The sequence below is a fragment of the Corallococcus sp. EGB genome, assembly GCF_019968905.1.
Classification (GTDB): domain Bacteria; phylum Myxococcota; class Myxococcia; order Myxococcales; family Myxococcaceae; genus Corallococcus.
Map to the genome: position 1 here is coordinate 6,610,756 of NZ_CP079946.1, position 21,234 is coordinate 6,631,989.

15 protein-coding genes are annotated in these 21,234 nt (G+C 70.7%); 11 read left to right on the plus strand and 4 right to left on the minus strand.

Features of this window, described 5'->3' with window-relative positions; translation table 11 throughout:
- Position 1: 1 nt before the first annotated feature.
- The 3 genes from gspM to KYK13_RS27045 all read left to right on the plus strand — a co-directional run bounded on the left by gspM (position 2) and on the right by KYK13_RS27045 (position 3,298).
- On the plus strand, positions 2–559 hold the full coding sequence (gspM, locus tag KYK13_RS27035) for a type II secretion system protein GspM (protein ID WP_223635179.1): 558 nt from the start codon (positions 2–4) through the stop codon (positions 557–559).
- Positions 560–562: 3 nt separating this feature from the next.
- The gene (gspN, locus tag KYK13_RS27040; RefSeq protein WP_223635182.1) at positions 563–1,543 is read left to right on the plus strand and encodes a type II secretion system protein GspN; all 981 of its coding nucleotides are present in this window, start codon (positions 563–565) and stop codon (positions 1,541–1,543) included.
- A gap of 123 nt (positions 1,544–1,666) precedes the next feature.
- Positions 1,667–3,298, plus strand: coding sequence for a sigma 54-interacting transcriptional regulator (locus KYK13_RS27045; protein WP_223635185.1), 1,632 nt, complete (start codon positions 1,667–1,669; stop codon positions 3,296–3,298).
- Between the two features lie 18 nt (positions 3,299–3,316).
- Here the strand turns inward: KYK13_RS27045 and KYK13_RS27050 are convergent, their stop codons facing one another.
- A complete protein-coding gene (locus KYK13_RS27050) occupies positions 3,317–5,263 on the minus strand; it encodes an APC family permease (protein WP_223635188.1) in 1,947 nt (648 codons plus the stop codon).
- A gap of 239 nt (positions 5,264–5,502) precedes the next feature.
- On the opposite strand from KYK13_RS27050, the gene KYK13_RS27055 reads away from it, so the two are divergent.
- Positions 5,503–6,018: an RNA polymerase sigma factor gene (locus KYK13_RS27055; protein WP_223635191.1), complete on the plus strand. Its 516-nt coding sequence runs from the start codon at positions 5,503–5,505 to the stop codon at positions 6,016–6,018.
- Positions 6,019–6,030: 12 nt separating this feature from the next.
- Here the strand turns inward: KYK13_RS27055 and KYK13_RS27060 are convergent, their stop codons facing one another.
- Together KYK13_RS27060 and KYK13_RS27065 are read right to left on the minus strand one after the other, a co-directional pair.
- The gene (locus KYK13_RS27060) at positions 6,031–6,684 is read right to left on the minus strand and encodes a hypothetical protein (protein WP_223635194.1); all 654 of its coding nucleotides are present in this window, start codon (positions 6,682–6,684) and stop codon (positions 6,031–6,033) included.
- A gap of 1 nt (position 6,685) precedes the next feature.
- Positions 6,686–8,863, minus strand: a complete 2,178-nt coding sequence (locus tag KYK13_RS27065) for a S46 family peptidase (protein ID WP_223635197.1) — start codon at positions 8,861–8,863, stop codon at positions 6,686–6,688.
- Between the two features lie 124 nt (positions 8,864–8,987).
- Between KYK13_RS27065 and KYK13_RS27070 the strand changes: the two genes are divergently transcribed.
- Positions 8,988–9,725 (plus strand): M50 family metallopeptidase, encoded by a 738-nt coding sequence (locus tag KYK13_RS27070; protein ID WP_223635200.1) that lies wholly within the window; start codon positions 8,988–8,990, stop codon positions 9,723–9,725.
- An 18-nt stretch (positions 9,726–9,743) separates the two neighbouring features.
- Here the strand turns inward: KYK13_RS27070 and KYK13_RS27075 are convergent, their stop codons facing one another.
- Complete coding sequence (locus KYK13_RS27075) at positions 9,744–10,403, minus strand: MBL fold metallo-hydrolase (protein ID WP_223635203.1); 660 nt, start codon at positions 10,401–10,403, stop codon at positions 9,744–9,746.
- Positions 10,404–10,507: 104 nt separating this feature from the next.
- Between KYK13_RS27075 and KYK13_RS27080 the strand changes: the two genes are divergently transcribed.
- The 6 genes from KYK13_RS27080 to sppA all read left to right on the plus strand — a co-directional run bounded on the left by KYK13_RS27080 (position 10,508) and on the right by sppA (position 21,164).
- Positions 10,508–11,224 (plus strand): hypothetical protein, encoded by a 717-nt coding sequence (locus KYK13_RS27080; RefSeq protein WP_223635206.1) that lies wholly within the window; start codon positions 10,508–10,510, stop codon positions 11,222–11,224.
- Positions 11,225–11,513: 289 nt separating this feature from the next.
- Complete coding sequence (locus KYK13_RS27085; protein ID WP_223635209.1) at positions 11,514–13,892, plus strand: DNA topoisomerase (ATP-hydrolyzing) subunit A; 2,379 nt, start codon at positions 11,514–11,516, stop codon at positions 13,890–13,892.
- A 10-nt stretch (positions 13,893–13,902) separates the two neighbouring features.
- A complete protein-coding gene (locus tag KYK13_RS27090; protein WP_223635211.1) occupies positions 13,903–15,834 on the plus strand; it encodes a type IIA DNA topoisomerase subunit B in 1,932 nt (643 codons plus the stop codon).
- A 94-nt stretch (positions 15,835–15,928) separates the two neighbouring features.
- On the plus strand, positions 15,929–17,395 hold the full coding sequence (locus tag KYK13_RS27095; RefSeq protein WP_223635214.1) for a PEGA domain-containing protein: 1,467 nt from the start codon (positions 15,929–15,931) through the stop codon (positions 17,393–17,395).
- A gap of 28 nt (positions 17,396–17,423) precedes the next feature.
- Positions 17,424–18,632 carry a PEGA domain-containing protein gene (locus KYK13_RS27100; RefSeq protein ID WP_223635217.1) on the plus strand — a complete coding sequence of 403 codons (1,209 nt, stop codon included), beginning with the start codon at positions 17,424–17,426 and terminating at the stop codon, positions 18,630–18,632.
- Positions 18,633–18,680: 48 nt separating this feature from the next.
- Positions 18,681–21,164 carry a signal peptide peptidase SppA gene (gene sppA, locus KYK13_RS27105; protein WP_223635219.1) on the plus strand — a complete coding sequence of 828 codons (2,484 nt, stop codon included), beginning with the start codon at positions 18,681–18,683 and terminating at the stop codon, positions 21,162–21,164.
- Positions 21,165–21,234 lie beyond the last annotated feature (70 nt).

Genomic DNA, 21,234 nt, shown 5'->3' on the forward strand with positions numbered 1-21,234 from the left:
CATGGGAAACCTCAAAGAACTCTTCGCGCCCCTCCAGACGTGGTTCGAGCGGCTCTCCGACCGCGAGCGCAAGCTGGTGGCGGTTGCCGGCTCCGCGGTGCTGGTGTTCGTGCTCTTCGTCACCCTCTTTAGCTTCGCCAACAGCGCGCAGGGCTACCGCCGGCGCACGCAGGACAAGCTGGCGAAGCTGCAGGAGGTCCAGGCGCTGGCCACCAGCTACGGCGAGGCGCAGGCGGAGCGGCAGAACGTGGAGCAGCAGCTCACGCAGAGCAACGTGCGCCTCATCACGTACATTGAGGACAAGGCCACCGCCGCGGGCCTCACCGTCCCCAACATGACGCCCAAGGGCGACGTGGGCGTGGGGGACGGGAAGATCATCGAGAGCTCCGTGGAGCTGACCTTCACGGACGTGGACCTGCGCAAGCTGACGGACTTCCTGCGCACGGTGGAGACGGGCCCGGGCATCGTGAAGGTGAAGTACCTGCGCGTGGAGCCCCGGCCCGCCACGGACACCCTGACGGCGTGGACGACCGTCGCCACCTACCGGATGAAGCAATAGCCCATGGCCACTGAATCCAAGACCGCCCGCTGGAAGCTCGTCGTGGGCTACACCGCCTTCGCGGTGGCCGCGTTCGTCCTCTGCCTGATGTTCACGTTCCCGTACGACGCCGTCCGCTCGCGGCTGGTGACGGAGGCCGCGGCGCAGGGGCTCGCGGTGCGCATTGGCGGCCTGCGCCCCGGCCTGTCCGGCGTCACCGCCACCAACGTGCGCGTGAGCAAGCCGCCCACGCCGCTGGGCGCGGACTCCATCGCGGCGCTCGCCCGCGGCGAGTCCGGCGGCCTGGGCCCGGATGAGCTGGGCGAGGCGCTCATCTTCGACAGCGTGGCGCTGCGCCCGTCCCTCTTCCCGCCTGGCGTGGTGGTGAAGATGAAGGGCATGGGCGGCACGGTGGACGTGCACGTGGGCGGCCTGAGCGGCACGTCGCTGAACGTGGACATCGAGGGCGTGCAAGCCAGCGGCGGCAACCTGCCGAAGTACACGGGCGTGGACATGGAGGGCACCCTCAACGGGAAGCTGGCGCTCCAGGCCCCGGGGACGATGATGCGCGGACAGCCGGTGGACTGGTCCCAGGCCTCCGGCACGGTGACGTTGGACACCCAGGGGCTCACCATCAAGGGCGGCAAGGCGGCCATCCCCATGGGCGGCGGCCCCGCCATGGCCATGGAGCTGCCGCGCATGCTGCTGGGCGAATTGAAGGGCGACCTCCAGTTCGACAAGGGCCTGGGCACGGTGCGCGACCTGAACATCAAGAGCGAGGACCTGGAGGGCTCCGGCACCGGCACGGTGAAGCTGGGCCGCCGGCTGGAGTACAGCGAGCTGGCGCTCGACGTGAAGCTGAAGTTCGAGCAGGCCTTCCAGCAGCGGCTGGGTCCCCTGGCGCTCGCGGTGAACATGCTGCCGCAGGACCATGACAACCCGGGTTGGCGCGGCGGCCGGCTCACCGGCATGGTGAGCAGCCCTCGCTTCGGTCCCAAGCGGTAGCGGTGGGCAGGGTCGTTCCCGGCCCTCCCCCACCCCGGGCGGGCCCCGGTTGATGCCCGCGCACGCGCCGTGTAAAGCGCTGCGCGCGGCCCCGATGTCCGGGGGCTTGGGAGAGAGTTCGTAATGCCGGAGCTGGTGTTCTTCCGTCGAGGCGAGGAAGTGCTGCGGGTGGCGGTGGACCGGGCGCGGGTGGTGCTCGGCCGGGGCGACGCGAGCGACGTGGCCATTCCGGATCCGGAGGTGAGCCGCCTGCAGGTGGCCCTCCTGTGGGATGGCCAGAAGTGCCGCGTGGAGGACCTCTCCGGCAAGGGCACGAAGGTGGCGGGCGCGGTGGTGGAGCGCGCGGACCTCCGGGACGGCGCGGACATCGAGCTGGGCCAGTGGCGCGCGGTGTTCCGCCAGCATGGCGCCAGCGAGGACGCGGACGCCGCCACGGAGGCCGGCAACGCCACCGCCGTGCAGGACCGCGACGCCCAGCGCTGGCAGCCCGCGCAGCTGCGCGTGAAGCAGGGCGGCAACGAGGCCGTGCACCGGCTCACGGGCGACAGCTTCACGGTGGGCAAGGACGCGGGCAACGACCTGGTGCTCCAGGACCGGTTCATCTCCGGCCGGCACCTGAAAGTGACTCGCCGCGAGGGCGTCTTCCACGTCGTGGACCTGCGCTCCACCAACGGCACGTGGCTGGGGCCGGTGCGCCTGTTCGAGGCGGAGGTGACGCTGCCCACCACGCTGCGCGTGGGCGAGGCGGAGCTTGTCCTCGAAGCCGTGCCCGCGCTGAAGAAGGAGGCGCAGGCCTTCCACGGCATCCTCGGGAGCGACCCGTCGGTGCGGCAGCTCACGGACCTCATCCAGCGCGTGGCGCCGTCCACCGCGGCCGTCACCATCCTGGGCGAGTCCGGCACGGGCAAGGAGCTGGTGGCGAACGCGCTGCATGCGTGCTCGCCGCGCGCGAACCGGCCGCTCATCCCGGTCAACTGCGCCGCCATCTCCAAGGAGCTCATCGAGAGCGAGCTGTTCGGCCATGAGAAGGGCGCGTTCACCGGCTCCGTGGGCGCGCGCAAGGGCGCCTTCGAGGAGGCGGACGGCGGCACGCTGTTCCTGGACGAGATTGGCGAGCTGCCCCTGGACCTCCAGGCGAAGCTGCTGCGCGCGCTGGAGAGCGGCGAAATCAAGCGCGTGGGCGCCAGCCGCCCGCTGCACGTGGACGTGCGCGTGGTGGCGGCCACCAACCGCGACCTGCTGGCGGCGGCGCGCGAGGGCCGCTTCCGCGAGGACCTCTACTACCGTCTGTGCGTCGTGCCGCTGCACCTGCCGCCCCTGCGCAACCGCCGGGGGGACGTGGTGGCGCTGGCGGAGCACTTCGTGCGCGCGTTCGCCCCGCGCGGGCAGACGGTGCGCTTCACGCCGGCCGCGCTGGACCGGCTCCAGCAGCACGCGTGGCCGGGCAACATCCGCGAGCTGCGCAACGTGGTGCACCGCGCGCTGCTGTTGCGCAGGGGCCCGTCCATCGACGCGAGCGACCTGTCCTTCGATCAGGAGGTCAACCGCGAGACGGGCATCACCGTGCCGGAGCTGCCGCCGGGCATGACGCTGGAGCAGATGCTGGAGAAGCTGGAGCGGCAGATCATCGAAACCGCGCTGCGCCGCTTCAACAACAACCGCGAGCGCGTGGCGCGGGAGCTGGGGCTCGCGCGCTCCACCCTCTTCAAGCGCCTGAAGGACTGGGGCCTGACGAAGCAGGACGAGCAGGAGTGACTTCGAGGGGCCCTCGCCCTACCCGTGCCCCGGGTGGGCGGAGTCGCCCCAGGCCGAGTGCGGCTCCGGGCGCGCCTCCGTGCTCATGTACCAGGGCACGCTGATCACCACGAGGCGCCGCTCGCCGGTCAACAGCAGCGCGCTGCGGAGCAGCTCCGAGCGGCGGCCATAGAGCATGGACCGGTACCAGCGCCGCTCCAGCAGCTCCGGCAGCACGATGGCCACGGTGCCGCCGGGCACCTCCTCGAGCAGCGCGTCCAGGTAGTCCATCAGCGGCCACACCAGCGCGCGGTACGGCGACCCCACGTGCACGAGCGGCGCGGGCCTCCGTCCGGCCGCCAGGAGCGGGCCCTGGACGAAGTGCTGCCACTGCGAGTCCAGCGCCGCCTCGTCGGTGTCGCCGCTGCAGATGTGCACCGCGCGCACGTCGTCGGTCAGCTCCAGCGCGAAGCGCAGCGCCGTCTCCGACGCGTGGGACCAGCGGTCCACCGGCACCACCGCGACCAGCGGCGACGCGGGCGTCAGGAGCAGGGGCCGCTTCAATTCCGTCACCCGCCGCGTGCGCCCGTACGCGGCGTGGACGCGCGACAGCAGCATCAACCCCAGGGGCACGATGACGAACGCGGCCCAGCCGCCGTGCACGAACTTGGACACGGCCACGATGCACAGCGTGATGGCCGTCATCACCGCGCCCGCGCCGTTGAGGGCCCGGCGCCACCGCCAGCCCTCCTGCTCCCGGTGCCGGCTCCAGTGCACGACCATGCCCGCCTGGGACAGGGTGAAGGCCATCAGCGCGCCAATGGCGAACAGGGGAATCAGCCGGTCCGTGATGCCCTTGCACACGATGAGCAGCGCGGCCGCGAGCCCGGACAGCGTGAGGATGCCGCGCGACAGGGCCAGGCGGCGGCCGCGGTGGGCGAAGGCCGGCGGCAGGTAGCGCTCGCGCGCCAGCACCTGGCAGACGAGCGGAAAGCCCGCGTAGCTGGTGTTCGCGGACAGCGACAGCACGCAGAGGATGGCGGCCATGGCCACGTAGTAGAAGACGCCGCGCCCCATCACCGCCGCGATGAGCTGCGAGAGCACCGTCTGGTAGTGGGGGCCGCCCGGATCCGTGGCGCCCACGCCGTACACCCGGCACAACACCGCGATGCCCAGGAGCATCGTCACCAGGATGACCACGATGATGCCCAGCGTGACGCGCGCGCGGCGGACGGTGGGGTCGCGGAAGATGGGCACGGCGTTGCTGATGGCCTCCACGCCCGTCATCGCCGTGCACCCGCTGGCGAAGGCGCGGAGCACGAGCCACGCCCCCAGGGGCGCGGTGGACGCCGCCAGCGGGGGCGGCGGCTGCACGGGCGTCGCGTCACCGGCGGCCAGCTTGAAGAGGCCCACGAGCAGCACCAGGCTCAGCGAGGTGATGAAGAACCAGGTGGGCACGACGAACACGGCGCCCGCCTCGCTGACGCCGCGCAGGTTCACCAGGGTGAGCAGCGCCAGCAGGCCCAGGGTGATGTGGAGGGTGTGGGGCCTCAGCGCGGGGAGCGCGGACACCAGCGCGCCCGTGCCGGCGGAGATGCCCACGGCCACGTTGAGCAGGTAGTCCAGCATCAGCGCCGTCGCCGCGAGCAGCCCCGCGCCCCGCCCCAGGTTCTGCTTCGCCACCGTGTACGCGCCGCCGCCGCTGGGGTACGCGGCGAGGGTCTGCGCGTACGAGCTGGCGACGAGGGTCAGGAGCCCGACGATGGCGGCGGTGATGGGGAGCAGCAGCCACAACCCCACGTTGCCCAGCGGGCGCAGCACGGTGAGCGCGGCCTCCGGGCCGTACGCGGCGGAGGACAGCGCGTCCAGCCCCAGCAGGGCCACGCCGGTGAGGACGCCCGTCTTCTCCTGCCTCGCCTGGGCGCTGGTGAGCGGACGCCCCAGGAGCACGTCCATGAGGCCGCTGCCCTCGCGGAGCCGGGGCATGAACGGCCTCCTGCGTCCATACTCGGCCAGCTGAGCCATGGTGGCGTCCCCCTGGCCCGGAAGGTGCGCACCGGCTGTCCGCGCGGGAACACGGCCCTGGCTTCCGTGGACGGGCTCCAGCGGGCCGCTCGAGGGGCGGGCCGCTCCGGCCCCCCACCCCACGGTCGCATGTCCTTCAGGGCGATAGACCCTTTCCGGCGCCCGTTCGTTCCAGGAGGAGACACAGGAGACCGTCCACCATGGGCCCGCACGCCGCCGTCCTCCCCGTCCCCACCCTGGATGATTTGTACGCCCGGCACCGTCCACGAGCGCTGGCCATCGCCCGGCGCATCGTGGGGGACATCGACGACGCGGAGGACGTGGTGCAGGACGTCTTCCTGCGCCTGTCGCGCCAGCCCCCGGGGCTGGACGGGCGGGCGACGTGGACCACCTGGCTGCACCGGGTGATGGTCAACAGCAGCATCAACTGGCTGCGCGCGCGCAGGCGCCGCGAGCGGCTGACGCACGCGCCCCAGGAGACCGTGTCGCCGGAGGCCCACGCCGTGGGCGCGCAGATGCACCGCCACTTCCACGAAGCGCTGGAGGAGGTGAATCCCCAGCAGCGGCAGGTCCTCTACCTGCGCGAGGTGCGCGGCCTGGGCTCCGCGGAGATCGCCCGGCTCCTGCGCATCCCCGAGGGCACCGTGAAGAGCGCCCTGCACCGCGGCCGCCAGCGCGCCCTCACCGTGATGGAGGAGCGCGGCCAGCAGCCTTGACGGCGGAGGCCGTCAGTCCTCGCCCTTGCTGCCCACGAACTGATCCGCCTTCTCCTTGAAGAGGAGGTTGAAGCTGGTGAGCGAGCCGTAGACGCGGGTGATGTAGCCCTGCATCTCCGCCTTCTCGCCTTCCGTGAGCTTGGGGTGCGCGTTGAGCTTCTGCTCCAGCACGCGCAGCCGGTCGCGCACCATGGTGACCTTGTGGAACAGGTTGTCGATGGGCAGGTCCTTCGCCTGGAGCTCGGGGTTGCCCGGCACCAGCCGCACGGTGCCGCCCTCCCACTTGCCCGCGAGCGGCGGATCGCTGAGGGCCGCCGCCTCCCGGAAGATGTCCATCAGCTCTTCGCGCGTCATGTTCAGCCCTTCCAGGTCCACCACTGCGTGCGGATCCGCGCGGTGGCGCACCACCACGGGCGCCACGCTCCGCGGGGCGCGGGTCCGCGTGCTCGAAACGACAGGCGCCGGGGCCGCCGAGCCCCGGGGCGCGTACTTGTCACAGATGGGCGCGGAGGGCGGGAACATGCCGCGCGAGCCCTGCAAGCGGCACGGCCCCACCCACCCCCGGTGATCCGTGGAGTGCGGGCTCCAGAGCTTGCAATTGCCACACACCCGCTCGTCGGGCCGGAAGGTGGGCAGCGCTGGAGTCCCGTCCCCCGCGTCGGACATGTCAGCGAGTCTCCTTCGTCACGGCCGGGCCCTTGCGGATGTTCAGCTCGCGCAGGAGCGCGTCCGCGTCCTCGACCTGGTCGAGCTGCCACAGCAGGTAGCGCACGTCCACGTTGACGTTCCGGGCCACGTCCGGATTGTAGCCGAAGTCGTTCGCGACGTTCTCCCACACGCGGTCGAAGTTCACGCCGACGAGCTGGCCCTTGCCGTTCACCGTGGGGCTGCCGGAGTTGCCGCCCGTGGTGTCCGCGTCCGCCAGGAAGTCCACCGGCACGTCCTTCAGCCGGGGGTCCACCCACCGCCCGAACCTCTTCGCCTCGGCGGCGGCGCGCACCTTCTCCGGCGCGTTGAAGGGCTCCTCGCCCGTGTGCTTCTGGAGCATGCCGGCCAGCGTCGTCTGCGGCAGGTACAGCGCGCCGTCGCGCGGCGTGTAGCCCTGCACCTTGGCGAACGACACGCGCAGCGTGCTGTTGGCGTCCGGAGCAATGGGCTTGCCCGCCTGCGCCATCACCGCCTTGCGCCACGCCGGCCGCAGCCGCGAGGACGCGCCCTGGCGCCGGTCGCGCGTGTCATCCAGCGCGGCCTGCTCCTTCGCCAGCTCCATGCCGAATGCCAGCATCGGGTCCTTGCGCGCGGTGAGCTGCGCCACGGACTCGTCCGCCATCTTCAGGCGCTCCGCCAGCGTGAGCACCTGCGTGCCCGCGTAGAGCGAGTCGATCTTCGCGGCGACGTCCTTCTCCGAGTACGTCTTGCCGAACACGGCGTCCACGGAGGCGATGCGCTCGTCCGGCTTCAGCGCCTGCGCGCGCTTGACGAACGCGTGCAGCAGCGCCTTGTCCGCGGCGATGAAGAGGTTCTTCTGCTCGCGCTCCAGGCGGTCCTTGATGCGCGGCACCTCGCGGTCCATGTACTCCGGGCGGCGCTCCAGGTCCGGCTTCGCGCGCTCCATGGCCAGCCGGGCCACGGACGTGGCCAGCGCGGGCCCGCGCGCCAGGCGGCCGGACATGTTCAAGAGGAACTCGCGCTCGAACGTCTTTCCGGACGCCTGCTGCTCCGCGAGCAGCGCCTCCCGGGCCTTGAGCGCGTCGCCCCACTTCGCGGCGTCCTTCTGCGCCCAGGCGACGGTGGCGGCTTCCGTGACGTGCTGCTTCTCCACGATGTGGCCGCGCTTGAGGCCCGCCAGCTGGCCGCCCGCGTTCTTGTAGGCGTTGTGCAGGCCCTTGAGCTGCGAGGCCACGGCGATCTTCCCGGCCGGGTCCTTCTCTCCTTCCGTCTCCAGGATGCGGATGGCCTCGCCCAGCACGTCGCGCATGCGCGGGTAGTAGCGCGCCTGGCGCTCCGCCATCTCATCCGCCAGCAGCGTGCGGTAGGTGCTGCCCGGGTAGCCCAGCACCATCACGAAGTCGCCCGGCTTCACGCCCTCGGTGGACAGCGGGAAGAAGAACTCCGCCTTGTAGGGCACGTTCTTCTCGCTGTACGCGGCGGAGGCGCCGTCCGGCGCGGTGTACGCGCGGATGATGGCGAAGTCGCCGGTGTGGCGCGGCCACATCCAGTTGTCCTCTTCGCCGCCGTACTCGCCCACGGCGCGCGGCGGCGCGTAGACCAGGCGCACGTCCTGCAGCTCCACCGCGTCCACCAGCGTGTAGTTCACGCCGCCGTCGAAGGTGGCCACCTGGCAGCGCGTGGCGGGGCGCTTCTCGCACTCGGCGACCAGCTCCTTCTGCTTGCGGTCGATGGCCTTGTAGCGCGCGAGGTCGTCCGCGCCCTGCGCCGCGGCGGCGTTGATCTCCGCCGTCACGTCCTTGAAGCCACGCGGCACCTGCACGCGCGAGCCCTTGCCGGGCAGCTCCTCGGCCTGGCTCTTCGCGAGGAAGCCGTCGGTGATGAGGTCCTTCTGCGGAGAGCTGTGCTCCTGGATGATGGAGAAGGCGCAGTGGTGGTTGGTGATGATGAGGCCGGAGGCGGAGATGAACGACCCGGAGCAACCGCCGGTGTTCACCGTGCCGGCCAGCAGGCCCGTGCCGCGCTTGGGGTCCCACAGCTTGTTCGGCGGCAGCTGGAGGCCCTGCGCCTTGAGCCAGGCCGGGCTCAGTTCCAGCACCTGCTGCGGGGTCCACTTCCCTTCCCCGGCGAAGGCCGGGGCAGCCACGAGCGAGAGGAGAAGGAGCGTCTTCTTCATGGTGCCCTCCTCCCTACCCCGTCCGCCGCCCTGGCGCGACCGTTACAATGTCGGCGGCGGCCATTTTCGCGGAAGATGGAACGCGCTTGGATGTTCTGGTGTCCAGGCAGGAGGGGACCCGGCGATGCGGACCGCGAGCGGAGCGACTCTGGATTTCGGAAGGCTGGCGCTGCTCCTCGTCCTGATGGGGGCCTCCTGGTACTTCTGGTATTCGCCGGTGCTCTGGCCGGTGAAGGTCCTGGTGGTGATGATGCACGAGAGCGGGCATGCCATCGCCGCGCTGCTCGTGGGGGGCTCGGTGGACCGGGTGCACCTCCAGGTGAACGAGGGCGGCTCCTGCTTCTCCCGCCTGCCGCCCGGCGTCATGAACCGCATCATCGTGTCCTCCGCAGGCTACCTGGGCAGCGCGGTGGCGGGCGCGGCGCTGATGCTGGCCACCTTCCGCTTCCGCCTGGGCCGCGCGGTGATGGGCGCGGCGTCCGTGTGGCTGGCGGTGATGGGCTTCTTCTACGCGGGGGACCTCTTCACCCTGGCCTTCTGTCTGGGCATGGCGCTGGCCATGGGGCTGGGCGCGCGCTTCCTGCCCTCGGGGCTGGTGGACGCGCTCAACCTGTTCCTCGCGGCCTTCACCGCGCTCTACGTCATCTTCGACCTGCGGGACGACCTGTGGAACAGCGCGGTGCGCGCGCAGAGCGACGCGGCCATCCTCGCCAGCGAGACGTGGGTGCCGTCCATCATCTGGGCCGCGCTGTGGACGCTCCTGTCCCTGGCCCTGCTGGGCGTGTCCGCCTGGTGGGCCATGCACGCGAAGCCGTCCGGCGGCGTGAAGATGCCGCCCATGGCCCGCGCGCGACGGGTGTGAGCCCCTGAAAGCCGCGCGCTACTTGCGCGGCCGCATCCGGAAGGCCACGAAGGACGCCATGTCCGGGAAGCCGAAGTACGGGTTCTTCTGGCGGATGGCCTCCATCTGGGCCACCGGCACGTCCGCGTAGTCATGCCCGGGGTACAGCCGCGCGGTGTCCGGCACCTTCGCCAGCACCTGCGACAGCGAGCGGTACATGTCCTCCGGGTTGCCGCCCGGGAAGTCACACCGGCCGCACCCGTTGATGAAGACCGTGTCCCCGGACACGAGCGCGTCCTCCGCCAGCAGGCAGTGCGACCCCGGCGTGTGCCCGGGCGTGTGCAGCGCATGGAACGTGCGCGCGCCCACCGGCACCGCGTCCCCCGCCTTGAGCGGCCGCAGCGCATCACCGCCCCACTCGCGCAGCTGGCTGGAGAAGGCGACCTCCTCCGCCTGCGCGTACACCGGCACGTCGTGGCGAGACAGCAGCTCCGCCAGGCCGTTGATGTGGTCGCCGTGGCAGTGCGACACGAACGCGCCCACCAGGCGCTTGCCGTCCTGCGCCGCCGCCGCCTCGATGGCCGGCACGTCCCACGCCGGATCCACCACCACCACCTCCGGACCATCCTGCGGCCCCACGAGGTAGACGAAGTTGTCCATGGGTCCGAGCTTCAGCTGTCGCACGTACGGCGTGGGCATGGTCGTCCTCCAGGCGGACACTCTATGCCCCGGGCTTGCCGCCCCGGGGCAGTTCCTTTTGAATGCCTCCTTTTGATGCCCCACGCCGTCAGGAGGTCTCGTCCGTGAAGTGCCTGCCCATCCTGCTCGCCTGCTCGCTCCTGGCCAGCGCGACCGCCTCCGCCGCGGGGAAGACCGCGTCCACCCTCCGCTACAAGCCGTCGCAGGACGAGGAGCGCCCGGTCATCGTGGACGCCACCATCGGGCCCCAGGGCAGCGACTTCGCCATGCGGCTGAAGTTCGACAAGGAGCCCTTCGGCGAGGAGTGCAAGCAGCGCTGCGCCAACGTCACCCTCTTCCTGGACACCGACTCCAGCACCCAGTCCGGCCTGCAGCTGGCCGGCAACAAGAAGGCGCCGGAGAACGGCGCGGACCTGGCGATCGTCATCCAGGGGGTACGGGAGTACAAGCGCCAGGACGCCCCCCCGGAGGTGGCCCTTCGGGTGAAGGTCCGGCAGCTGGGCTCGGACGCCACCAGCGCGGACTCGGGCGAGCTGCTCGCGGACCTCAACAACCGGCAGGATCCCGAGCGCATCCAGACGGATGGCACCACCGTCTACCTGCTGGTGGACGCCACCAGCGCGCTGCTGCCGTCCGCCCGCAAGGTGCGCGTCATCTACCATCCGCCGGGGAGCAAGGCCCTCACCGCCAGCATCAACGGGATGGCCGGCGCCAGCTCCGGACGCGGCGTGCAGATCTTCAAGCGCGGCAGCGGCAACTGGGGCCGCGCGCCCGGCGCGGAGGGCAAGAAGCCCCGCGCCAACACCGGCGACAACGGCTAGCCGGAAGCAGCCCGCCAGACAGGCGCTATACCCACTCCCCCTCGGAATTCCGGGGGGTTGGCGGTGGGTTTCAAGCAGGCTCAGGACTGCACGGGCGTATAGAAGTTCCGCGCGGGAGCCGACGCAACCTCCCGAATTCGTTCTCAATGTCAGAGGCCCATGGTAGTCCGGCCCAACTGACGCCGAGGGTCCGACCCGACTGGTAGTCGCAGCGCGCACGGCGGCACGCCCACGCGCCGCGTCACACACGGTCGGTCGGCCCGTGTGAACACATCTGGATTCCATGACCATGCTCGCAGAAGCCGAAACGAAGTCGCGCAAGAAGCAGGGAGGCCCGGCAGGGGGCGGAGGAAAGGGAGGCGGCGGCGGGTCCGGCGCCGGTGGCGGGGACGGACTGCCCGCGGGCCTGGCCGAGGAAGCGCGCCGCCGGTACCTCAACTACGCCCTGTCGGTCATCACCTCGCGCGCCCTGCCCGACGTGCGAGACGGCCTCAAGCCGGTGCAGCGCCGCATCCTCTACGGCATGTGGAACGACCTGAACCTGTCGTTCGACACGAAGTACCAGAAGTGCGCGCAAGTGGTCGGCGCCATCATGGGCCGCTACCACCCGCACGGCGACACGGCCATCTACGACGCGCTGGTGCGCATGGCGCAGGACTTCTCCCTGCGCTACCCGCTGGTGGACGGCCACGGCAACTTCGGCTCGCTGGACGGCGACTCCGCAGCCGCGTACCGCTACACCGAGTGCCGCCTGGAGAAGCTGGCCACGGAGCTGCTGGGTGAGCTGGACAGCAAGACCGTCCGCTTCCGCCCCAACTACGACGGCACCCGCGACGAGCCCGTGGTCATCCCGGCGCGCGTGCCGCAGCTGCTGATGAACGGCACCACCGGCATCGCGGTGGGCATGGCCACCAACATCCCGCCCCATCACCTGGGCGAGCTGGTGGACGCGCTGCTGGCGCTCATCGGGAATCCGGAGCTGGAGACGAAGGACCTGCTCAAGTTCATCAAGGGTCCGGACTTCCCCACCGGCGGGCAGATCCTCAACGACAAGAAGGAGCTGCGCGAAATCTACGAGACGGGCCAGGGCTCCGTCCGGATCCGCGGCGAGTACAAGCTGGAGGAGCTCAAGCGCGGCGGTCAGATGATCGTCGTCACCTCCATCCCGTACACGGTGAACAAGTCCACGCTCGTCGCGAAGATTGGCGAGCTGGTCCGCGAGCGCAAGCTGCCGCTGATTACGGACGTGCGCGACGAGTCCACCACGGACGTGCGCATCGTGCTGGAGCTCAAGAAGGACGCCAACCCCGAGCTGGTGATGGCGTACCTCTACAAGCACACGCCCTTGCAGACGAACTTCGGCGTGAACCTGACGTGCCTCGTCCCGTCGGAGAACCCGGACGTCGGCACGCCCAAGCGCCTGGACCTGAAGTCCATCCTCCGCTACTTCCTCGACTTCCGCCTGGAGATCGTGACGAAGCGGTTCGAGCACGAGCTGGCGGAGCTCAAGCGGCGCGTCCACATCCTCGAAGGCTTCGAGAAGGCCTACGACGCGCTGGATGAGATCATCCGGATCATCCGCCAGTCCGAGGGCAAGCAGGACGCCGCCCAGAAGTTGATGGCACGCTTCAAGCTGGACGAGCTCCAGGTGGACGCCATCCTGGAGATGCGCCTCTACAAGCTGGCCCGCCTGGAGATCCTCATCGTCCAGAAGGAGCTCAAGGAGAAGCGCGCGGAGATCAAGCGCATCGAGGGCATCCTCAAGGACGTGAAGAAGCGCTGGGCCGTCATCCACGACGAGCTGTCCGGCCTGAAGACGGCGTACACCGACAAGCGCCGCACGCGCATTGGCGGCGCGGGCTCCGAGGAGATGGAGTTCTCCGCGGAGGCGTTCATCGCGGACGAGGACGCCCACGTCGTCATCACCCGCGACGGGTGGATCAAGCGCGTGCGCGAGGTGAAGGACCCGTCCACCACCCGCCTGCGTGAAGGCGACGCGGTGATGGCGGTGCTCGCCGGCAGCCTGAAGGCGAACCTGGTGCTGTTCAGCAACTTCGGCACCGCGTACGTCACCCGCTTCAACGACGTGCCGGCCTCCACCGGCTACGGCGATCCGGTGCAAAAGCTCTTCAAGTTCGACGACGGAGAGCGCGTGGTGGGCGCCCTGTCCCTGGATGCCCGGCTGCCCCAGCCGGAGAAGCTGGTGGCGGTGACGCGCCAGGGCCTGGGCCTGCGCTTCCTGCTGGCGCCGCACACGGAGGTCTCCACCCGCGCCGGCCGCCGCTACGCGAAGACGGGCGAGGGCGATGAGATCATCGGCACGCAGCCGGTGGGGGACAAGGACCTGCTCGCCGTCCTCACGGAGAAGACCAACGCCCTCGTCTGTAAGGTGGCGGAGGTGAACGAGCTGGCCGGCCCGGGCAAGGGCGTCCTGGTCATCAAGGTGGATGAGGGCGACAAGGTGGTGGACTTCCTCGCGGCGCCCGTCAGCCAGAAGGACGCCACGCTGGAATTCGAGACGCAGAAGGGCCGCAAGCTGCACCTGTCACCGGCGAAGTTCTCCGTGACGGGCCGCGGCGGCAAGGGCCATGAGATGTCCAAGCGCGACACGGTGAAGGAGGTGGCCAAGCCCATCACCTTCGTGCCGCTGCCGGAGAAGAAGGAGTAGCGGGAAGGCCATGGCGACCAAGAAGGAAACCTACACAGGCGCGGACATCCAGGTCCTGGAAGGCCTGGAGCCGGTGCGCAAGCGCCCGGCCATGTACATCGGTGGCACCGACAGCACGGGCTACCACCACCTCCTCTGGGAGATCGTCGACAACTCGGTGGACGAGGTCATCAACGGCTTCGCGTCCCTCATCGAGGTCACGCTCCACAAGGGCGCGAAGTCCATCACCGTCGTGGACAACGGGCGCGGCATCCCCGTGGACATGATGCCCAAGCACAAGAAGCCCGCCGTGGAGGTCATCCTCACGACGCTGCACGCGGGCGGCAAGTTCGAGCAGGGCAACTACATCCACTCGGGCGGTCTGCACGGCGTGGGCAGCTCCGTGGTGAACGCGCTCACCAGCAAGCTGCTCATCGAAATCAAGAAGGATGGCAAGCGCCACGTGCAGTCGTACGCGCGCGGCAAGGCGACCAGCCCCCTCAAGGTGGAGGGCCCCGCCCGCGGCACCGGCACGTCCATCACCTTCGAACCGGACGCCGAAATCTTCGGCGAGAAGCAGAAGTTCGACGCGGCCCTGGTGCGCGAGCGGCTGGAGGCGAAGAGCTACCTGCACAAGGGGATGACGGTCGTCTGGAAGGACGAGACGACCACGCCCCCCACGTCGGAGACGTTCAAGCACGACGGCGGCATCGCGGAATACCTCACCAAGGTCGTGTCGGAGCGGCAGAAGCCCATCGTCCCCGCGGGCAGCACGCCGTTCTACTTCTCGCGCGACAACGAGGTCCGCCTGGAGGTGGCGCTGGCGTGGACGGAGGCCACGGACGAGCACATCCGCTCGTACGTCAACGGCATCCCCACGAACCTGGGCGGCACGCACGAGGCGGGCTTGAGGGCGGCCATCGTCAAGGCGATGCGCAACTACATCGAGACGCACGGCCTGACGCCCAAGGGCGTGACGCTCACCGCGGAGGACATCCGCGAGGGCATCACCGCCATCCTCTCCGTGTACGTGGTGGAGCCCCAGTTCCAGGGCCAGACGAAGGGCCGCCTCAACAACCCGGAGACGACGGCGCAGGTGGACGGCGCCATCCGCCCGGTGCTGGAGAAGTGGTTCAACGACAACAAGTCCATCGCGGAAGCGCTGCTGGCGCGCATCATCCTGGCCGCCCGCGCGCGCGAGGCGTCCCGCGCGGCCTCCGCCGCCATCAGCCGCAAGTCCGCGGTGAGCCACCGGTTGAACCTCCCCGGGAAGCTCGCGGACTGCTCGTCCACGGACCCCTCGTCCAGCGAGCTGTTCATCGTGGAAGGTGACTCCGCAGGCGGCTCCGCGAAGCAGGGCCGCGACCGGCGCACCCAGGCCATCCTCCCGTTGCGCGGCAAGGTGCTCAACGCGGAGCAGGCGTCCACCGACAAGGTGGCCACCAACAAGGAGCTCCAGGACATCGTCAGCGCCCTGGGCTGCGGCATCGGATCCGACTTCGACATCACGAAGCTCAGGTACGGCCGCGTCTTCCTGCTGATGGACGCGGACAGCGACGGCCACCACATCGCCACGCTCCTGCTCACGTTCTTCTACCGTCACCTGCGGCCGCTCATCGAAGCGGGCGCGGTGCACATCGCCCAGCCGCCGCTGTACCGGGTGGACATCGGCAAGGAGACGTACTGGGCCCTGGACGAGCTGGACCGCGACCGCATCATCCGCGAGAAGGCCAAGGGCAACGCCAAGCCCAACATCATGCGCTTCAAGGGTCTGGGCGAGATGACGGCGGACGAGCTGAAGCAGACGACGCTCGACGCGAAGAACCGCATCAGCCTGCGCGTCACCATCGACAACGCGCTGGAGACCGACCGCATCATCAATGACCTGATGGGCAAGGACGTCTCGGCGCGTTACAAGTTCATCACCGAGCAGGCCGGCGAGGTGCAGGAGCTGGACGTCTGAAAAGTTGGAAGTCCCCGCACACCCGGGACGGGCCCACCCGTCCCGGGGAGGCATTGGTCTTCCGCCCCCAGGGTCGGCTAGCATCCGCCGAATCGTGAACACCACCCGCCTTGCCCTGACGTTCGCGCTCGCCTGCGTGCTGAGCGCCCCCGCAGCCGACGCCGCCAAACGGAAGGCCGCCGCGGCCGCGAAGAAGAAGCGCCCCGCCGCCACCAAGCAGGTGCCCGCGTCCGACCTTGACGACGCCTTCACGCCGCCGGATGAAGCGGCCTCCAAGTCGGACGCGCCCGTGGCGCCCAAGACGGCCCCGAAGACGGCCCCCCTCACTCCGGCGAGCCCCACCCCCCCGAAGATGGCGGACGTCCCGGCCCCGGTGGTGCGCGCGGCCCCGTCCAACGCCGTGGCTGTCTTTGGCGTGGCCCGCCAGCCGGGCGCGGCGGATTCCGCGGCGAAGCTGGAGGAGTCGCTCGTCACGAAGCTGTCCAGCGCGGGCGACGTCCAGTTCGTGGACCTGGCCACCGCCTTCCCGCCGCCGGAGCCCCAGGCCAACCCCCGCGGTGATGCGCTCTTCGACGAGGGCCGCGCGGCGTACGACAACCTGGACCCGGACGCCGCGGCGGTGAAGTTCAAGGCGGCCGCGGACACCTACGTGCAGCGCCCCGGCGACCTGCGTCCGGAGAAGCTGGGCGAGGCGTACCTCTTCCTCGGCGCGTCCCAGCTGCTCAACGGCGACGTGGCGGGCGCGAAGGCTTCTTTCACGAGCGCGCTGGTGGCGGAGCCGTCGCTGCGCCCGGACGCGGGCCTCTTCGGCCAGGACGTGCAGCGGGTGTTCTCGGACGCGCAGCGCGAGCTGTCCGCGCAGCCGCAGGGCTCGCTGGTGGTGAACTCGCTCCCGCAGGGCGCGCGCGTGCTGGTGCGTGGCCGCGAGGTGGGCACGACGCCGCTGACGGGCGCGAAGCTGGCCCCGGGCCACTACCCCGTGCAGATCGTGCTGCCCGGCTACGCCCCGTTCTCGACGTACGCGGAGGTGAAGCCGTCCGCCCCCACGGAGCTGAAGACGAAGCTGGCCCCTGCGCCGGGCCTGTCCGCGCTGCGTGACGCGGCGGCGAAGGCGGGCACGGAAGCCGCCTTCGAAGCGAACGGCACGCCTCCGGAAGTGGGCGCCATCGGCGAGCGGCTCAACGCGCGCTACGTGGTGCTGGCGGCCACGTTCCAGGACAAGAAGGGCCGGCTGCACGGCGAGGTGCAGGCGTGGGACCTGCGCACGAAGAACCGCCTGCGCGGCGTGGAGGTGGACTTCGGCAAGCGCGACGGGAAGAACAGCCCGGATGGCGCCGCGGAGCAATTGCACACCTTCCTCGCGGGCTCTGCCCTTCCGCAGAACCCCAAGGAGGAGAAGCAGCCGCTCGTGGCCAGCGACTCCGTGCTGCGCAAGCCCTGGTTCTGGGCCGCGGCGGCGGGCGTGGCGGCCGTGACGGCGGGCGTCGTATACGTGGCCACCACGGACCGCGGACAGGGCTTCAACCCGGTGAACGGTCTGCCCGGTGGAATTTCCTTCTAGCCCCGGCGTCAAGCGCACAGGACTCCTCATGAAAGCCCTCTCGCTCGCGCTCGTGCTGCTGCCAGCCCTGGCGCTGTCCGCCCCGCCCTCTCCGGGCCGCATCTCCGCGCTGCTCATCCCCATGGACCCGTCGTCCGAGTCCTCCGGGGTGCAGATGGAGAGCTACATGAACGACGCGCTCGGCAACTTCGCCGGCTACTCCGTGCGAAAGCCGCGCGACCTCTTCGGCCTGCCGGACGACCCGGGCGCGCAGGCCTCCTTCGCTCGCGCGAAGAAGGGCTACGAGGAGAGCGTCAAGGCCTTCGAGGCGCGCGACTACGAGGACGCGGAGCGCAAGGTGCGCGCCACGCTCAAGGAGCTGGAAGGCTCCGTCGCGTCGATGCAGTCCTGCTCCCCGCTGTGCGACGCGGTGGCGCTGCACGCCGCCATCCTCCAGCTGCGCGGAGACGTGGAGGAGGCGAAGCTGCTGCTCATCGACCTGATGGCGCTCAACCCCACGTTCGAATTGAACCCCAAGCGCTTCAGCCGGGAGTTCATCACCCTGCGCGTGCAGGTGGCCACGAGCCGGCCCGCGCAGCTGCGCGGCACCGCCACCTTCAAGTCCCGGCCCGCGGGCGCCCGCGTCTACGTGGACGGCGAGGCGGTGGGCTTCACGCCGCTGACGCTGCCCACGCTGCCGGTGGGCAAGCACCTGGTGCGCATGGAGCGGCCGGGCTTCCGCCAGTTCGGGCAGATCGCGGAGGTGACGCCGGACGACGTGGAGGTCGTCGCCAACCTCTCCCCCACTGCCACCTACAAGGCCTACGACGCGCAGTTGGACAAGGTGATTCCGGACGTGTCGCGCCCCAGCGACAAGCCGGCCAACGCCATCGCGTCGCTGCTCAAGTCCCTGAGCCTGGACCGGGCGCTGGTGGGCACCGTGCGCGTCATCCCGGAGCGCGGCACGGAGCTGTCCGTGGGCTACTTCGATGTGAAGAACGGCAAGCGGCTGGGTTCGCGCAAGCTGGTGCTCCAGGGCGACGAGTACGGTCAGCTCAAGTCGGAGATGGAGCGGGTGGTCAACCAGCTCCTCAACAGCGAGGGTGAGCAGTCCGTCAAGAAGCGCGACCCGCTGGACAACCGCAGCGGCGCGGAGGACTGGGGCTCGGAGGACCGGGGCGGCCAGTCGCGACAGTCCGTCAAGAAGCACTCCGGGGATGACCCGCTGGACGACGTGTCGGGTACCGAGGACTGGTGACACACGGCGCTTGTCCCGGGGCGGCTCGCACCTAGAGTCCCGGGCCGTATGCGCCAACTGCCGCTGCTCGCCCTCCTCCCCGGCCTCGCGCTCGCCCAGACGAGTTCCATCGACCGGGCCCCCGCCCCGCCCCTGGGCATCACCCTGCCGCCCACCAACGCGGCGCTCATCGACGAGGCCCCCGCCCTGTCGCTCAACCCCGCCGGCCTGGGCTTCCAGGACGCGGGGCAGCTCTTCTACCTCCACGAGCGCAACCTCGAATCCGACGCCGTGGGCGACGCGGTGTTCCTGGGCGCGCGGCTGTTGGGCCTGGGCGCGGGCTTCTCCCTGGAGTGGATCCGCGGGGAGAACGCGCCGGACTACCGCAAGACGTCCTTCGGCCTGTCGCTGGGGCCGCGCACGCTGAAGCTGGGCGCCGCCCTGCACGACTTCAGCTCGGATGACCGCCGCATCGGCGGGTTGACCAGTTGGGACGTGGGCCTCACCGCGCGCCCCTACCGGTTCCTGTCGCTGGCCGCGGTGGCCCAGAACCTGAACGCGCCGGAGAGCGACGGCCTCAAGCTGCGGCGCAGCTACAACTTCGGCCTGGGCCTGCGCCCGCTGGGCGAGCGCTACACGCTGGGCGTGGACTGGCTCTTCGCGGAAGGCGGCTTCCGGGAGGGCCTGGCCACGTACACGCTCCAGGCGGAGGTGGTGCGCGGCCTCCGGCTGGGCGGCGGCCTGTCCCACGGCTTCGTCAGCGGCATCCCGCTGGCGCTCCAGTTCGCGGCCACGGTGGACCTGGGCCACGCGGGCCTGACGTACGCGGCGGGCGGCGCGGGCAACGGCCTGGACCACGTGCTGCAGGTGCGCCTGTCATCCGAACGCTACCCGTCCATCCGCGGCGGCGGCGGCGTGGTGGCCCTGCTCGACCTGGACGACATGCTCTCGGGCGGCGTGAGCCCCGCGCTGTCCCTCCTGGGCTTCAGCGAAGTGGACCCGTACCTGCGCCTGATGAAGTTCCTGGACCTGGCCACGCGCGACGAGCGGCTCAAGGGCGTGGTGGTGAAGATGGAGGGCCTGCCCGGCGTGGGCTGGGGCACGGCGGAGGAGCTGCGCCGGTCGCTGCTCAGGCTGCGCGAGGCGGGCAAGAAGGTCGTGGTGGTGATGCTGTCCGGGGATGACCGCAGCTACCTCGTGGCGTCCGCGGCGGACCGCGTGTACGCGCTGACGGAGGCGTCGCTGCCCATCAACGGCCTGGCCGCCACGGTGACGTTTCTGGGCGGCACCATGGAGAAGCTGGGCGTCCAGTGGGACGTGGCGCGCGTGGGCGAATACAAGACGGCGATGGAGCAGTTCACCCGCACGGACATGAGCCCCGCGGAGCGCGAGACGCTGGATGCGTACCTGGACTCGCAGGTGACGCACTACGAGAAGGCCGTGGAGGCGGGGCGCAAGCTGTCCGTGGAGCGGCAGCACGCGGCGTGGGCCCACGGCATCCTGTCCTCGAAGCGGGCGCAGGAGGCGGGCCTGCTGGATGGCGTGGTGTCCGCGTCGGAGCTGGACGCGCAGGTGGCGGAGTGGTTCCCGGGCCTGCGCTTCCACCCCACGTATTCGCCGCGCGACGAGCGCGAGGACCGCTGGGGCCGGCGCCGCCGCATCGCGGTGGTGCCGGTGCTGGGCGACATCACCGGGGGCCGCAGCCGCGAGGCCCCCCTGGGCTTCGCGCGGGTGGCCGGCGCGGAGACGGTGGTGCGCGCGCTGGAGGACGCGCAGGAGGACCCGTCCGTGGTGGCCATCATCCTGCGCGTGGACTCCGGCGGCGGCGACGTGCTGGCGTCCGACCAGATGTACCGCGCGGTGCTGGAGGCGAAGAAGCACAAGCCCGTCATCGCCTCCATGGGCGACACGGCGGCCTCCGGCGGCTACTACGCGGCGGTGGCCGCGGATGAAGTCCTCGCGGAGCCCACGACGCTGACGGGCAGCATCGGCGTCTTCTATCCGAAGCCGGCGCTGGAGGGCCTGGGCGCGAAGCTGGGGGTGAGCCAGCAGACGCTCAAGCGCGGCGACATGGCGGACCTCCTGGATTGGTGGAAGCCATGGACGCCCGAGCAGCAGGCCGCGGTGCAGACCTGGGTGGACGACTCCTACGACACGTTCATCACGGAGGTCGCCCGCAACCGGAAGATGGACAAGGCGAAGGTGGACGCCGTGGCGCGGGGCCGGGTGTGGAGCGGCTCGGACGCGCTGGCCCGGGGGCTGGTGGACGGGATGGGCGGCCTGCCGGAGGCCGTGGCGGCGGCGCGCAAGCGCGCGAAGGTGTCCCCCACGGAGGAGCTGGACCTGGACGTCATGGGGGACGCGCGCGGCTTCCTCTCCGGCCTGGGCGGAGAGCCCGGCGTGCACGCGCTGGCGGGGGCGCTCCTGCCCGCGCTGCCGGAGCGCCCGCCGGAGGCGCTGTCCGTGCTCGCCCGGGAGGTGGGGCTGGGCTCGGCCGAGCTCCTGCGCCCCGGCCTGAAGGCCATGATGCCCTTCCGCGTGCGCATCCGCTGAGGGCCCCGGGGGCTCACGCGGAGCTCCAGGAGCCCCAGGCGGAGGTCGCCCGGTGGACAGGCCACGCACA